The 15,518-nt window shown below is 71.0% G+C and carries 11 protein-coding genes; 3 read left to right on the plus strand and 8 right to left on the minus strand.

What is annotated here, in order from left to right:
• Positions 1 to 8 precede the first annotated feature (8 nt).
• The 8 genes from M0R80_07275 to M0R80_07310 form a co-directional block, all read right to left on the minus strand.
• Positions 9 to 848, minus strand: coding sequence for an FAD/NAD(P)-binding protein (locus M0R80_07275; GenBank protein MCK9459421.1), 840 nt, complete (start codon positions 846 to 848; stop codon positions 9 to 11).
• Complete coding sequence (locus tag M0R80_07280; protein MCK9459422.1) at positions 845 to 1,918, minus strand: 4Fe-4S dicluster domain-containing protein; 1,074 nt, start codon at positions 1,916 to 1,918, stop codon at positions 845 to 847. The genes M0R80_07275 and M0R80_07280 overlap by 4 nt, the downstream gene beginning before the upstream one ends.
• Positions 1,915 to 2,787, minus strand: coding sequence for a 4Fe-4S binding protein (locus M0R80_07285; protein ID MCK9459423.1), 873 nt, complete (start codon positions 2,785 to 2,787; stop codon positions 1,915 to 1,917). Before M0R80_07285 ends, M0R80_07280 begins: the two co-directional genes overlap by 4 nt.
• Entirely contained in the window at positions 2,774 to 3,253 is a 480-nt protein-coding gene (locus M0R80_07290) for a hydrogenase iron-sulfur subunit (protein MCK9459424.1), read from the minus strand. The genes M0R80_07285 and M0R80_07290 overlap by 14 nt, the downstream gene beginning before the upstream one ends.
• Positions 3,254 to 3,260: 7 nt before the next feature.
• A complete protein-coding gene (locus M0R80_07295) occupies positions 3,261 to 5,288 on the minus strand; it encodes a CoB--CoM heterodisulfide reductase iron-sulfur subunit A family protein (GenBank protein ID MCK9459425.1) in 2,028 nt (675 codons plus the stop codon).
• Positions 5,288 to 6,187 carry a CoB--CoM heterodisulfide reductase iron-sulfur subunit B family protein gene (locus M0R80_07300; GenBank protein ID MCK9459426.1) on the minus strand — a complete coding sequence of 300 codons (900 nt, stop codon included), beginning with the start codon at positions 6,185 to 6,187 and terminating at the stop codon, positions 5,288 to 5,290. The genes M0R80_07295 and M0R80_07300 overlap by 1 nt, the downstream gene beginning before the upstream one ends.
• Positions 6,184 to 6,747 carry a 4Fe-4S dicluster domain-containing protein gene (locus tag M0R80_07305; protein ID MCK9459427.1) on the minus strand — a complete coding sequence of 188 codons (564 nt, stop codon included), beginning with the start codon at positions 6,745 to 6,747 and terminating at the stop codon, positions 6,184 to 6,186. Before M0R80_07305 ends, M0R80_07300 begins: the two co-directional genes overlap by 4 nt.
• A gap of 197 nt (positions 6,748 to 6,944) precedes the next feature.
• On the minus strand, positions 6,945 to 7,613 hold the full coding sequence (locus M0R80_07310; GenBank protein ID MCK9459428.1) for a PilZ domain-containing protein: 669 nt from the start codon (positions 7,611 to 7,613) through the stop codon (positions 6,945 to 6,947).
• A gap of 175 nt (positions 7,614 to 7,788) precedes the next feature.
• Here M0R80_07310 and M0R80_07315 point away from each other — a divergent pair, with 175 nt between their 5' ends.
• The 3 genes from M0R80_07315 to M0R80_07325 all read left to right on the plus strand — a co-directional run bounded on the left by M0R80_07315 (position 7,789) and on the right by M0R80_07325 (position 15,516).
• A complete protein-coding gene (locus tag M0R80_07315) occupies positions 7,789 to 10,311 on the plus strand; it encodes a tetratricopeptide repeat protein (GenBank protein MCK9459429.1) in 2,523 nt (840 codons plus the stop codon).
• A 63-nt stretch (positions 10,312 to 10,374) separates the two neighbouring features.
• Positions 10,375 to 12,675: a polysaccharide biosynthesis tyrosine autokinase gene (locus M0R80_07320; protein ID MCK9459430.1), complete on the plus strand. Its 2,301-nt coding sequence runs from the start codon at positions 10,375 to 10,377 to the stop codon at positions 12,673 to 12,675.
• 27 nt (positions 12,676 to 12,702) lie between these two features.
• The gene (locus M0R80_07325; protein MCK9459431.1) at positions 12,703 to 15,516 is read left to right on the plus strand and encodes a hypothetical protein; all 2,814 of its coding nucleotides are present in this window, start codon (positions 12,703 to 12,705) and stop codon (positions 15,514 to 15,516) included.
• Positions 15,517 to 15,518 lie beyond the last annotated feature (2 nt).

Consider the following 15,518-nt stretch of genomic DNA (forward strand, 5'->3'; position numbering starts at 1 on the left):
GCAGCCGGCTAGAACTCGGGGGGGAGCTTCTTGATCTCGGCCGCGTTGAAGACCGGGCCGTCCTTGCACACGTAGACCGGGCCGATGTTGCAGCGGCCGCACTTGCCGATCCCGCACTTCATCCGGTTCTCGAGCGTGGTGTAGATCGCGTCGTCCTTGAAGCCGAGCTTGGCGAGCACGGGCAGCGTGAACTTGATCATGATGGGCGGGCCGCAGACCACGGCGAACGCGTTCAGCGCCATCGGGTGCGCCTTCTCGACGACGTTGGGGACGAAGCCGATCTGGCCCTTCCACTCCTTGGTCTCGCCGCCCGGATCCACGGTCTGCCAGAGCTTCACGTCCGGCCGCTTCGCCCACTCGTCGAGCTCGCGCTTGTAGACGAGGTCCCCGACGCTCCGCGCACCGTAGATGATCGTGATGTCCTTGAACTTGTCGCGCAGGTCGAGCGCGTTCTGGATCACGCACCGCACCGGCGCGAGCCCGATGCCGCCGGCGATGAAGACGAGGCTCTTGCCGGCCATCTTGTCGAGCGGGAACGAGTTGCCGTAGGGCCCGCGGAAGCCCATCGTGTCGCCCACGTTGAGCTCGCGCATCGCCGCGGTGACGCGCCCGACCTTCTTGAAGCTGCACTCGATGTACCCCTTGCGCGTGGGCGCGGACGCGATGCAGAACGTGCACTCGCCGGCGCCGAACACCGAGTACTCGCCGAACTGGCCGGCCTTGAAGTCGAACTTCGCCGCGACCTCCGGATCCTTGAACGACAGCTTGAGCGTGCGCGTGTCGACGGTCTCTTCAACGACCTCGTCGACGCGCATCAGGTACGGCGCGTACAGGTTTCCTTGCGTCATGGGGCACCTCGCTTGGCCTCGGCCGGGGCGCCCGCCGGCAGGCGGCCGAGCTTGTCGAGCGTCTCGAGCAGGTCCATGCCGCCCGGGCAGACGCGGATGCAGCGGCCGCAGCCGGTGCACAGGATCTCGCCGAAGCGGGCGGGGTAGATCGCGAACTTGTGCATCATCCGCTGGCGGATGCGGCAGTTCTGCTCGTTGCGCGGGTTGTGGCCCGAGCCGTGGAGCGTGAACTTCGCCGCCTGGCACGTGTCCCAGTTGCGGCGCCGCGTTCCTCTCTCGATCGAGTCCGGCTCGTCGACGATGTCGAAGCAGTGGCACGTCGGGCAGACGAACGCGCAGGCGCCGCACCCGTGACAGCGCAGCGCGATCCCCTTCCAGATGGGGTGGTCGAAGCCCGCCTCGAGGAACGCGCGGATCTTCGCGGGGTCGGCGCTCAGGTTGGCCTGGACCTTCCCGCGCGCCGCGTCGCGGTACGCCTTGGCCGCCTCGGCCTTCCCGCCCTCGGTGAACCTCGCCGCGTGCGCCTTGACGAGCGCCTCGCCCTTCTCGGTGAGGATCTCCGCGTGGAAGCCGCCCTCGACGGGTACGAGCAGGACGTCGGAGCCCTTCGCCGAGTCCGGCGCGAGGCCGACCGCGGTGCAGAAGCACGACGCGTCGCCGCCCCCGCAGGCGACCGAGACGATGGTGGTCGCGAGCCTCCGGCCGAACCACAGCTCGTCGTGGTAGTCCCAGTCCATCACCTTGTCGACGGCCGCGACCGCCGCCGCGTCGCACGGTCGCGCGCCGATCACGACCAGCGGCGCGAAGACGTGCGGCGCCGGGGTGACCTCCACGTCGCCCTGCTTCTGGCGGTAGGTGAGCAGCACCTCGGTGGGCGGCAGGAAGAACTCCTTGAGCGAGCGCGTGGGCGGATCGCCCCCGAGCTCGATCTCGCCGAGATCCGACGCCTCGCGGTAGACGAGGTCGCCGTTCCGCTCCCTGGCCGGGCCGACGAGACGCGTCCCGGCCTTCACGAGCTCCTCGGCGAGCGATTTCAGGGCCGACTCGGAGATGAACATTTGGCGCGTCAACGGATGAACTCCTGGTCGTCCTCCAGCCGGTACGTGCCGATTGGAGCTGGTTTTTCGGGATCGTCGGAAACGACGTAGTCGAAGCGCTCCGCGACGACGCGGGCGACCTTGCGGTTGAGGAGGCTCAGCGGGATCCCCACCGGGCACGCGCGCTCGCACTCGCCGCAGCCGACGCAGCGGCCCGCCTGGTGGAGCGCCCGCGTCATGTGCCACGCGAGGTTGCCGCGGGCGTGCGGCGAGCTCTCGATCCACTGCGGCTGTGACTTGTCGCACACGCAGCGCACGCAGAAGCACATCGGGCAGATCTCGCGGCACGCGTTGCAGCGCACGCACTTCGCGAGCTCGGACGTCCAGAACGCGAACCGCTCCTCCGGCGTCATCGCGTCGAGCTCCGCGATGCGGGCGTCGAGCGCCGACGCGCCGGGGGGCGCCGGCGGGAGCGGCCCGAGCAGGTGGTCGACGATCTTGGGCTCGCGCACCTCGCACCCCGGGCAGCGGGCGGCGACCGTCGCCTCGGTCACCGCGGCGCTGGCGCGGGGATCGGCGAGCACGCCGCCGCAGCGCACGCCGATGAGCACGAAGTCGTCGCGCTTGCGCTGCGCCTCCCGGATCATCCCGGCCGCGGCCATGGCGTCGCACCCCTTGACCACGACCGCGAGCTTGCCGAGCGCGGCGACGTGGGCGCGGCGGGGCGACAGGTAGGTCGCGAGGTTCTGCACGCACCTCGGATCGAAGATCAGCTTGTCCGCGTCCTCGGGGGTCGCGGCGAAGATCGGGCGCACCCCCTGCCGGCCCTCCGCGTAGCCGACGACGACCTTCACCGCCCCCTCGGCGAGCAGCTTCTTGGCGAGTTCCCTAAGCTCCTGCATGCGTCTTCTCCACCAGGTTCTTGTAGCCCGCGAACGGCCCGAGCCCCCGGATCCGGCTCACCGTCTCGTCCACCACGTCGCCCCACTTGCGCCCCTCGGACGCCGAAACCCACGAGAACGTGATCCGGTTCGGGTCGATTCCGATGAACGACATGATCTCCCTGAAGATCGCGAACCTTCGCCGCGCGTGGTAGTTGCCCGCCGAGTAGTGGCAGTCGCCCGGGTGGCAGCCGCTCACGATCACGCCGTCGGCGCCGCGCTCGAACGCCTTGATGATGAACATGGGATCGATGCGCCCCGTGCACGGGAGCCGGACCACGCGCACGTTCGGCGCCATCTGGATGCGGCTCGTGCCGGCGAGGTCCGCGCCGGTGTACGTGCACCAGTTGCAGACGAACGCCGCGATCCTGGGCTCGAACGCCGCGCCCGCCTTCGCCTCGGTGGTTTTCGCTGTCGCTTCGCTCATCTCTCCCTCACAGCTCGGCGAACGCGTTGATCGCCGCGTAGATCTGATCGTCCGTGAACCCCGCGAGCTCGAGGCTCTTCGACGGGCACGTCGCCTGGCACGTCCCGCAGCCCTGGCAGACGCCCTTGTTCACGTCGGCGACGACCTTGACGAGGTTGCCGTTCCGGTCGCGGATCTCCTTGCGGGTGATCGCGCCGTACGCGCAGACGCGCTCGCAGTGGAAGCAGCCGGTGCACAGGTCGGCGTTCACCACGGCCACGGTCGGCTCGCGCTCGAGCTCCTCGTTGCTGAACAGCCCGAGGACCTTCGACGCCGCGGCCGACGCCATCGCGACCGAGTCCGGGATGTCGCGCGGCGACTGGCAGGCGCCCGCGACGTAGACGCCCGCGGTGTTCGTCTCGACCGGCCTGAGCTTCGGGTGCGCCTCGTTGATGAAGCCGTGCTTGTCGTAGGACACGGACAGCTTCTGCGCGAGCCCCTGGATCCCGGGCTGCGGCCGCATCGCCGTGGCGAGCACGACCATGTCCGCGTCGATGCTGAGCGGGGTCCCGTTCACCGTGTCGTAGCCGAGCACCTTGATGACGTCGCCGTCGCGGTACATGCGCGACACGCGGCCGCGGACGTACCTGGCCCCGTCCTCCTCGATCGCGCGGCGCACGAACTCGTCGTACCCCTTGCCGTTGGCGCGGATGTCCATGTAGAAGACGGTCGCCTGCCCGTCGTGCACCTTGTGCCGGTACAGCATCGTGTGCTTCGCGACGTACATGCAGCAGATCTTCGAGCAGTACTCGATCCCCTTGGCCGGGTCGCGCGAGCCGATGCACTGGAGGAAGACGATCCGCTTCGGCACCTTGCCGTCGGACGGGCGCTGGATGGCGCCGGACGTGGGGCCGGACGCGGACGCGAGGCGCTCGAACTGCAGCCCGTCGATGACGTCCGGGATCGTGCCGTAGCCGTACTCGCCGTACCCCTTGAGCAGCTCCGAGTCCTGCTCCTTGCCGATCTCGTAGAGCCGGTACCCGGTGGCGACGACGATCGCGCCCACCTTCTCCTCGACGAACGAGTCCTCCTGATCGAACAGGATCGCCCCGCGGCCGCACGCGGCGCGGCACTTGCCGCAGACCTCCTTCTTGGAGCCCTTCGCCTTGCCGCGGAAGTAGCTGCACTTCTCGCGATCGATGACCGGGAGGTTCGGCACCGCCTGCGGGAACGGCACGTAGATCGCGGTGCGCTTGCCGAGCCCCTGGTCGAACTCGCTCGGGATGCGCCTGTTCGGGCACGTCTTCTGGCACTCGCCGCAGCCGTTGCACTTCGACTCGTCGATCGAGCGCGCCTTCTTGCGGATCTTCACCTTGAAGTTGCCGATGTACCCCTCGACCGACTCGACCTCGGAGTACGTGAGCAGCTTGATCCGCGGGTGCTGGAACACCTCGACCATGCGCGGCGTCAGGATGCACTGCGAGCAGTCGAGCGTCGGGAACGTCTCGGACAGCTGGCTCATGTGCCCGCCGATGGACGGCTCCTTCTCGACGAGCACCACCTCGCGGCCGCCGTCGGCGATGTCGAGCGCCGCCTGGATGCCCGCGATGCCGCCGCCGATGACGAGCGCGCGCCGCTCCACGGGGATGCGGATCGTCGTGAGGGGCGCGTTGCGCTTCACCTTCTCGACTATCATGCGCGTGATGTCGATCGCCTTCTCGGTCGCCTTCTCGCGGTCCTCGTGGATCCAGGAGCAGTGCTCTCGGACGTTCGCCATCTCGCACAGGAACGGATTGATCCCGCCGCCCGCGGCGGCCCGGCGGAACGTCTTCTCGTGCATGTGCGGCGAGCACGCGGCGACGACGACGCCGGTGAGCTGCTTCTCGGCGATCGCCTGCTTGATCATCGCCTGGCCCGGATCGGAGCACATGTACTTGTAGTCGACCGCGTGGGCCACGCCGGGCAGGCCCCGCATGGCCTCGGCGACGCGCGCAACGTCAACGGTGCGACCGATGTTCTCGCCGCAGTGGCAGACGAAGACGCCGATGCGAGACATCAGGCCACCTCCTCCGCCTTCGCGGCCGCGGTTGCGACCGACGCGATCTGGTGCATCACGGGCGCGGTGTCGACGAAGTGCTTCTTGAGGCCGAGCGCCTCGGGAGAGAGCCCGAGGCCGAGCCCGACCACCTGCGTGATGAACAGGATCGGCATCTCGCTCACGCCGTCGCCCCGCGCCATCGCGCCCTGACGGAAGTCGAGGTTCGAGTGGCACATCGGGCACGCGACGGCGATCGCGTGAGCGCCCGCCGCCCGCGCGTCGTCGATGATCGCGCGCCCGAGGCGGAGCACCGACGCCGTGCGCGACATCGAGAAGCCGCCGCCGCAGCACTCGAGCTTCATCCTCCACTCGACGGGCTCGCCGCCGGCCGCCCGCACCGCGGTCTCCATGGACGAGGGCGCCTCGACGTCGTCGAAGCCCGTCACCGCCTGGGGCCGCACGAGCAGGCAGCCGTAGTAGCAGGCGACCTTGAGCCCCTGGAGCGGCTTCACCGCCTTCCCCCGGATCGCCCCCTCCAGGTCGCGCAGCACCTCCGCGATGCTCTGCACCTTCACGGAGTTGCCGAAGGCCGGGCGCTCGATGATCCCTTTGACCTTCGAGGCGAGCGCCGCGTCCTCGCCGATCTCGTGGCGCGCGGTCGCGAGGCGGCTGTAGCACGCCGCGCACGGGGCCAGGATCGGCGCGAGGCCCTGCGCCTCGGCGAGCGCCAGGTTGCGGGCCGCGAGCGACACCGCGAGCAGGTGGTTCGTGGCGTGCGCCGACGTCGCGCCGCAGCACGACCAGTCGTCGATTTCCGTCAGCTCGACGCCGAGCGGGCCGCAGATCGCCTTGAGGCTCTGGTCGAACTCCCGGGCGGTGGCGTGCAGGGAGCAGCCGGGGTAGTAGCCGATCTTCATGCTTCCTCCTTCGAGGCCGCCGCGCAGGCGTCGAAGATGCGCCGGATCTCTTTGATGCCCTTGATCTTCCGGGGCGTGAGCGCGAGCTTGCCGCGCGCGAGCATCCCCGGGGCGGCGAACACGTCCTGGAACAGCGGGCCGCCGGTCATCTTGTGCTGGATGATGAGGCCGAGCTCGAACACCCGGCCGTGGGAGCGGATCTGATCGAGGAACGCCCTGTGGAACGCGCGGATCGACTTGGGCGCCAGATCCGGGTCCTGCTTCAGGGCGATCTCGCGCAGGGAGTCGATGATCCGCGCCGAGTCGCACTCGTTCGGGCACCTGGCCGTGCACGTCTCGCACGTCAGGCAGAGCCAGATCGAGCCGTCCTCGAACAGGCGCGCGCGCTCGCCGTTCTGGACGAGCCGCATCATGTCGTGCGGCTGGAGCGTCATCTCCTCGGCCATGGGGCAGCCGGCCGAGCACTTGCCGCACTGGTAGCACTTCGCCGCGTTGAGGCCGGTCGCCTCGCGGACCTCCGCCGCCAACGTGCGCTTCTTGTCGGTTCCGTGAGAGCTCATGCGGTTCAACCCTTCTTCCGGAGCGGCGCCGCCAGCGGCCCGCCGCTCACCGTCGCCTGCATATCGCACGCTCACGAGGGACGGCTATGATCTATCTGAGGTTTTCATTCGTTTGCCGGGAGATTCTCGCCGTGCCCTTCGCCGTCCCGCGCGCGAGCCCTTTTCCCACATGAACAATACCGCGCTTTTTCAGGGCATCAAGGCGCTTGGCGGGAAACCCGGAGGCGGTGGGAGACGGCCGCGGCGATCCTCCGGGCGAACGTGCGGACGGCGGCCGCCGCCAGCCGGGCGACGGGCAGGCCGTGCAGGAGCCAGAGCCGCCTCGCCTCGGCGGCGTAGCGGAGCGTGCGCTCGACGATCGGCGCCTTCTCCACGACGACCTCGTCGCCGTCGGCGAAAGGGACGATGTCCTCGACCATCCGGAGCGTCACCTGGACGACGCCGCTGTCCGACATCTCGCCGACGCGCGCCACGATCGCGGGCAGGGCGATCCCGCCGTACTCGACCTCGACCCGCGCGCCGGCCGCGAGGAGCGGCGCCCGCTCGTTCCGAGGCGCGTCCTCGATCGCCGCCTCGCCTGCGCCCGCGAGGAGCCGCAGCCCCACGTCCATCCCCTCCCCGTAGACGTCCGGCGCGGACCAGACGACCCGCGCCCGCTGCTCGACGGGCGGCGCGCCCTCCTCGAGCGCGATGCGCACGAGCAGGTTCGCGCCGACGGAGCAGTGGCCGTCGAAGCGGGCCCGAAGCCCGGTCGCGGACAGGTTGCGGGTGTACCCGTCTATCGCCGCACCGTCCGCGCCGACGATCTCCAGGGGGCGGGCGACGTCGATCCGCTTGGGATCGTCTCTCCTCTCCGCGAGTTGCATGGGATCCTCCTCGCCCGAGGCTACCCCGTGCGCGCCGCGCGTCCAAGAAACCGGCACCTTTAGGAACTTGGCGCGGCGCGCGCTTAGGTAGTAACGTCGCATTCGGCGGGTTCCGTGATCGCTTCGCGCCATCGCGGCAACCGACTGGGGTCGGGTGTCCCTCAGGAGAACCGTTTTGAAGCGAACCGCTCTCAACAAGGCGCTCCTCGCGCTCGCGATCGTGGGGCCCGCGCTCGCCCTCGGCGCGGTGCACCCGGTCGTCCTCGCGGCCTTCACGGCGCTCGGGGGCGTCCTGCTCGCCAACCTCGCGCTCGACGGCCGCGAGGCCGCGCACCTCCGGTTCGATCTCGTCGGCGCGCTCCTCCTCGGGCTCGCCGCCTTCACCGGGCTGCAGCTCCTGCCGCTCCCGGCCGGGGTCGTGGAGCTGGTGTCGCCGAACGCCTACGAGATCCGGGCCGGCGCCGTCGAGGCGCTGGGCCGCGCCGCGCCGTCGTTCATGCCGCTCACGCTCGACGCGACGCTCACGGCCGCCGAGCTCGCCAAGCTGCTCCTCTACACGGCCGTGTACTGGGTCTCGCTGCTCCTGACGAGGAAGCACGGATCCGGCTACGTCCTCACGCTCGTGGTGATCGCCGGGGGCGCCGTCGCCGCGGTGTTCCTCGCGCACAAGATCCTGCTGCTCGACCGGGTGTACGGCTTCTACGTGCCGCTCCACGCCCCCGCGCGCGCGGACAGCATCAGCGCCCCTCTCATGAACGCGAACCACCTCTCCGCGCTCCTCGGGATCGGGGCGGCGGTCGCGATCGGGTACGCGGTGTCGATCGCGGAGCGCAGCCGGCGGATCGCGCTGATCGGCGTCGCCGGGCTCATCGGCGGCGCCCTGTTCCTGACGCTCTCCCGCGGCGGCATGGCGGCGTTCGCGGCGGGCCAGATCGTGTTCGTCGTGCTGCGGGTCCTCGAGCGCCGATCGAGAACGCACGCCGCGGCGGAGGATCACGGCCCGAGCGCGGCGTGGCTCCCGCTCGGCCTCGCGGTCTCGCTCGGGCTCGGCCTGTTCGCGGCGCAGGACGCGATCCTGGGCGAGTTCCAGAACCACGACGCGAGCAAGCTCGGCATCATGGCCGAGGGGCTGCCGCTGGTCGGCGACTTCCCGGCCACGGGCGTGGGCCGCGGCGCGTTCTGGGTCGGCTTCTCCCTCGTGAGCGACTGGGACGCGCAGCACACGTTCACGCACGCGGAGAACGCGGTCGTCCAGCTCCTCACGGACTGGGGCGCCGTGGTGGGCGCCCTCGCGCTCCTCGGCTTCGGCCTCGCGGTGGCGCGCCGGCTCGTTCGCCCGCCCAGGCGGGCCCGCGCGGCCGCGGCGGTCGCCGCCCTGGTCGCGTTCGGCATCCACAACCTCGTGGACTTCAACTCCGAGATCGCCGGCGTGGCCGTGGTCGCGGTGGCGCTGCTCGGCGCGCTCGCCGGCGCGGACGCGGCCGACAGGAGATCCGGCGAGGGATCCCGGGGGCGCACAGGCCCGATCGTGCCGCGCTGGGTCCTCGCGGCGGCCGCGCTCGCGGCGTTCGCCGCGGCCGGCGCGGTCGGCGTCTACGTCGCGCGCCACGAGCTCGATCGCGAGGAACGGGAGCTGCGCGCGGCGCTGGGGCGGGGCGACAAGGCGGCGTTCGCCGCGGAGCGGATCGGCCCGGTGCTGGAGCGGCACCCGGCCGCGTGGTACCCGCCGTTCCTCTGCGGGGTCCAGCGCTTCCAGACGCGGCGCGGCAACCCGCTGCCGCTGCTCGGCCGCGCGCTCGAGCTCAACCCGTCCGCCGCGCCGGCCCACTTCTACGTCGGCCGCGTCCTCTTGCGCAGCGGCCACCTCGAACAGGCGCTGCTCGAGCTCCGGCTCGCGGCGCTCAACGACCGCAGGCTGGCGGCCCCCGTGGGGCGGGTGCTCGCCCGCGCGCAGCCGCGGTTCGAAGCGCTGCGGCGCATCGCAGCCGACGACGCGGACAAGCGGAGCCTGTGGGGGGCGCTCGCGGCGGCGCTCGCGGCCGAGGGCCACGACGAGGAGGCGGAGAAGGCGGACCTCGCCCTCCTCGCGCTCGCGCCGCCGGAGCCGCGCTCGGTGGCGCGCCACGCTCGTCGCCTCGCCGGGCGCAAGCAGTTCGACGAGGCGCTGGAGCTCGCCGCCCGCCTCGACGCGGGAAAAGAGGCGGGCCCCGTCCGCGCCCTGCTCGTCGCGCAGATCGAGATCGCCAGGGGATCCCCGGATCGGGCGGTCGCCGTGCTCGAGCGGGCCGAGGCGATCTACCCGATCGACAGAGGCCTCCTCGCCGCGCTCGCGGACGCGCGCCTGCTCGCCGGGGACCTGCCCGGCGCGCTCGAGGCCGTGTCGAGCCTGAAGCGCCTGAGCTCGGGCTCGGATTCGCTCGCGTCCGCGCTGCAGCTCGAGGCGTCGCTCAAGCTCCGGGCCGGCCGGGTCCAGGAGGCGCTCGCGGCGCTCAAGCAGGCGCACGCCGTCGCCCCGAACGACGCGGCCATCCTCCGGCGGATCGCGGACGTCGCGGAGAAGCACGGCGACACCGCGCGCGCGCTCGGCGCGCTCCAGCAGCTCGAGGATCTCGAGCCCGAGAACCCGGCGTGGCGCGCGCGCATCGACGAGCTCCAGGACTCCCTCCAGCAGGGCCCGCCGGGCGTGAAGCCGCGTTAATTCGTTGTTGGACAATCGATGAACATCGGACACAGTATGGGCAACTCACGCGTTGGCGAATAGATGAGGAACTACCCCCCCACCCCGAGCCTCTCCCCGCTGCCCCCGCCGGCCCAGGGGAGCTCCGATCTCGGGGCGGGCGTCTGGGAGTACCTCGCGATCGTCCGGCGCAGGTGGCTGCTCATCCTGCTCGTCGTGGTCGTGTCGCTCGGGGTCGCGGCGTTCGTCACGCTGCGCACGACCAAGGTGTACCGCGCCACCGCGACGGTCCGCATCGAGGCCCAGGCGCCGCGCGTCCTCGGCGAGAGCGTCGAGAACGTCGTCGAGATGGGCGCGGGCGGGTTCTGGTCCAACATCGAGTACTACGAGACCCAATACAAGATCATCACGAGCCGGGACGTGGCGCTGCGCGTCGTCAAGCAGCACCAGCTCAACGAGGACCCCGCGTTCCTCGGCGTGCCGCCCGAGGCCCGCGCGGCGTTCAAACCGGACACGTTCGACGCCGCGGCCGAGGTGCTGCAGTCGATGCTCCAGGTCGAGCCGATCAAGGACTCGCGGCTCGCCCTCATCCACATCGACGACACGGATCCCAAGCGCGCGCAGATGCTCGCGAACGCCGTGGCCGCCGCGTACGTCGACAAGAACCTCGAGACGATGCTCAAGAGCACGGTCGACGCCGTGGACTGGCTCTCGAGCCAGCTCGACGACGCCAGGACCAAGCTGTCCAAGTCCGAGGAGGCGCTCCTCGCGTACAAGCAGGAGCACGACATCCTCTCGATCGCGCTCGAGGACAAGCAGAACCTCATCGCCGCGCAGATGACCGAGGCCGCGCAGCGCCTGATGGAGACGCGGGCCAAGCGGATCGAGCTCCAGGCGCGCAAGGCCGCCGTCTCGCAGGCGGCCAAGGTCGCGGACCCGCTCGCGGTGCCCATCGAGGCGCTCAACGACAACCTCCTCGTCCAGCAGCTCAAGCAGAAGTACGCGGAGCTGTCGCAGGAGCGCGGCGAGCTGTCGTCGCGGTACGGCGACAAGTTCCCCAAGCTCGTCGAGCTGAACGCGAAGATGGAGCAGATCCGCGTGGACATCGGCCGCGAGGTGCACAACATCATCGCCTCGGTCGACGCGGAGCTCGAGACGGCGCGCAACACCGAGGCGGGGCTGACCGCGGCGCTCGAGGAGTTCAAGGCACAGGCCCAGGATCTCGCGGTGAAGGAGATCCCGTACAACTCGCTGGCCCGCGAGGCGACCAACAACGCCAAGGTCTACGAGATGCTCCTCGGCCGATCCGGCGAGGCGGATCTGTCGCGGCTGCTCCGGGTCAACAACGTGGACGTGCTCGACGCGGCGCTCCTCCCGGAGGCGCCGATCACGCCGCGCGTGTCGCTTAACCTGGCGCTCGCGCTGGTGATAGGCCTCCTGCTCGGCGTCGGCCTCGCCGTGGTGCTCGAGTTCACGGATCGCACGATCAAGACGCAGGACGATGTCGACGCGCTCGGCGTCCCGTTCCTCGGCATCGTCCCGTCCATTGATACCTCGACGACGCACGACGGCTACTACGAGAAGGACGGCCTCCGCCGCGTGAAGCGGAGGAAGGCCGCGCCGGTCGAGGGCGATGCCAAGATCGACTACGACAGGTACGTCCACACGCACCCGAAGTCGCAGGTCGCGGAGAGCCTGCGATCGATCCGCACGAACCTCATGTTCATGTCGACCGACCGCAACTTGAAGCGCCTGCTCGTGACGAGCCCGTCGCCGCAGGAGGGCAAGACGACGGTCGCCGCGAACCTCGCGATCGTCATGGCGCAGTCCGGCACGCGCGTGCTGCTCGTGGACACCGACATGCGCAGGCCGCGCGTGCACAAGGCGTTCGGGATCGAGCGGCCCCGCACGGGCCTGTCGACGATGGTGCTCGGCGAGTCCGACGCGGCGTCCACCATCCGCCAGACGGGGGTGCCCAACCTCGACGTCCTGGTGTGCGGCCCCACGCCGCCCAACCCGTCGGAGCTGATCCACACCGACGCGTTCCAGCGCGTCGTCGACGAGGTCGCCGCGCTGTACGATCGCGTGATCTTCGACTCGCCGCCCATCGGCGTGGTGACCGACGCCGCGATCCTGTCGAAGCTCGTGGACGGGACCGTGCTCATCATCAAGAGCCTGCGCACGACGCGCGACGCGGCCAAGCACGCGGTGGGGGTGCTGCGCGACATCGACTCGCCGATCCTCGGCGTCGTGCTGAACGACCTCAACCTCGCGGACAAGAAGTACGGGCAGCACTACTACTACTATTACAAGAAGTACGGCTACTACTACGGCGAGGGGAAGGATCGGCCCTCGACCGAGGACGGCGACCCCGCCGCGAGGTGATGGCATCCCCGCCATGAGAGAGGGGACATGAGGAGGAGAGGGGACGCCGCGACCCGGCTCTGGGAGAGGGCGCACTGGGCGCTCCCTGCGGTCGGCGCCGTGATCGTCGCGTGCGCGCACCACCCGCTCCTCGGGCCGGTCATCGATCAGGGCGGCGACAACGCCGATCACCTGCTGAACGAGTACGCCCTCGCGAGCGCGGCCGCCGCCGGCGACAACCCCCTCGGCCCGCTGGGCCTCGAGTTCGGGCTGCCGCTCCTGCGGTTCTACCAGGGGCTCTTCTACCTCGTCGGCCTCGGGGTGCACGTCGCCTCGGGGCTGGACGTCCGCCTCGTCCACAACCTCCTCGTGGCGATCTGCTTCACGCTCTCCCCGTTCGCGCTCTGCTTCTGCCTCGAGCGGCTCGGGCTGCGGAGGTTCGCGGCCGGGTTCGGATCCCTCGCCGCGCTCGCCTCCGTGGGCGCCTTCGGCAACTCTTTCGAGGCGTACCACGGCATCGGGATCGCGACGCAGGCGATGGGGGCGCTGTTCTTTCCTTTGTTCCTCGGCGCGTTCGCCGGCATGCTCCAAGGCCGCAACGGCTGGGCGCCCGCCGCGCTCGCCTTCGCCGCGGCGTTCCTCTCGCACGCGTCCGTGGCCGTCTACTCCGTGCTGGCCGCCGTCCTGTACCTGCTCGTCGTGCCCTCGGATCTGCGGGCAGGCCTTCGGCGCCTCGCGCTCTTCGGCGTGCTCGGCGGGGCGCTCGTCGCGTTCTGGGCGCTGCCGTTCCTCTCTCACACGGCGGAGATGCGCGCGGTGCCGGACTCGGTGTTCCGCGGCGACGCCAAGCTGTGGTGGTTCACGAGCGTGGACGAGGACGAGATGATCGAGCTCGCCGCCTCGGGCCGCCTCCTCGACGACTCGCGCCAGATCGCGGCCGGGCCGAAGCCGCGCCTCGACGCGCTGCTCGACAAGATCAGCTGCATCGAGAGCACCGGGGGGCGGCCGCCGGTCATGACGATCCTCGCGGCGATCGGCCTCGCGATCGCGCTCGTCCGCTTCCGCCGGTCGGGGCACCGCTTCCTCTCGGCCGGGCTCGCGTTTTCGCTGATCCTGTTCGCCGGCCCGGACGACTTCGCCTGGCTGCGGCACCTGCCGTTCGTCGAGCACCTCCAGACGTTCCGATCCACCTACCTGTTCGAGCTCTTCGCCTACGGCCTCGTCGGCGTCGGCGTCGAGGCTCTGCTGCGCCACGCGCTCGCGTTCGTCCGGGGAAGGCGGGGGACACGCCGCGCGATCCTCGCGGTCGCCTGGACGGCGATCCTCGCCGCCGGCGTCGCGGCCGCGTGCGCGCAGATCGCGTCGCTGGGCGCGCGCTTCGTCCGCCCGCACGATCAGAAGATCGTCGACGAGGCGCTCGACGCGGTGGGATCGATCCCGAACCGCGGCTACCCCTTCCGCCTCTATTCGACCGAGCGGTGGAACGTGTTCGAGGACTGGCTCGCGTCGGGCGGCCTCCGGCCGGTCTGCACGCACTGGTTCGGCGTCGGGCCGAGCGCGGGGCTGCAGCTCTGCTCGTCCATGGAGCGGCACCCCGAGCGGATCGACCTGTTCGCCCTCGCGGGGGTCCGCTGGTTCACCGGCAAGGGCGAGCGGATCGACGGCTTCCGGAAGGCCGCGGATCGACGAGGAAGGGCGCTGTACCTCCGGATGGAGAACGGGAAGGATCGCGCCGGGGCGGACAACTCGCGCTACGTCGTCCTCGACTCCGGTCGCGACGCGCGCGTCGCCTTGCGGCCGGCCGGCGCCGTCGTCGCCGTGGTCTGCGACGACGCACAGTGGATCTGGCTCGTCCGGTCGTGGCTCTCGAAGCACGGCGGTCGCGCGGGAGGGGCCGACACGCCGATGCCGGTGCGGGTCGCGCGCGGCGGGCTCGCGTCGAGCGGCCTGCTCCGCGCGGCGCGGGCGATCGCTTACGCCGGCGAGGCGGACGGCGCGGATGCGCGGGCGATCTCGGAGTTCGCAGCGGGCGGCAAAGCGGTCTTCGCGACGCGGCCTTTCCCCGGCGTGCGGACGGCGCCGGCAGGCCTGGGCGCGCGCCTGTGGAGGGCGCTGGCCACCGCGCGCTGGCGCGCGGCCGACCCCCGCGCGGCTGCCGTCCACCTCGACGACGCGGGGCGCTCCAACCAGCGGTTCGGCTTCGAGGTGCGCGCCGAAGAGCCGCTCCTCGCGATCCTGCCCACCGAGGCGGTCCCCGGCTGGACCGCGACGCTCGACGGGCGAGACCTGGATCTCTTCCCTTCCGGCCCGGATCTCGTCGGCGCGCTGGTGCCCGCGGGATCCCACGTGCTGCGTTTCCAGTGGCGGATGCCCGCGCCCCACTTGGCCGCGCTCTTCGCGAGCCTCGTCGCCCTCGCGATCGTGCTCATCCTGTGCATCCGCGGGAGACCGGGGGGATCGACCGCCATTCGGCGCGGCGCCGGCGCCGTCTCCGTCGCGTGGCTCGCGCGCAGGTACCTCGTCGCGGCGGCGCTCGTCGGAACGCTCGCGTGGTCGGCCGTCGAGGTCTACACCGTCGGGACTCCGCCGGCGCCGCAGAGCCCGCCGTTCGGCGCGACGCTCTACGGCCCGAGCGCGGAGCTCAGGTGGGGCCGCGGCACGCGCGGCGGCGAGATCCGGCTGCAGGTCGCGCCCGACGATCCCGGCTTCGCGACGCCCGTCGTCGACGAGGTCGTGAGCGGCGCCGGCAGGAAGGTCGACGGCCTCGAGGCCGGGAGGACGTACACCTGGCGCCTCGTGCGAGACGGTGAGCCCGGGCGGGTCATGGAGTTCGAGATCGCGAAGGACGCCCTCGGGTTCTGAGC

The sequence above is a fragment of the Pseudomonadota bacterium genome, assembly GCA_023229365.1.
In the GTDB taxonomy this organism is placed as follows: Bacteria; Myxococcota_A; Polyangia; order JAAYKL01; family JAAYKL01; genus JALNZK01.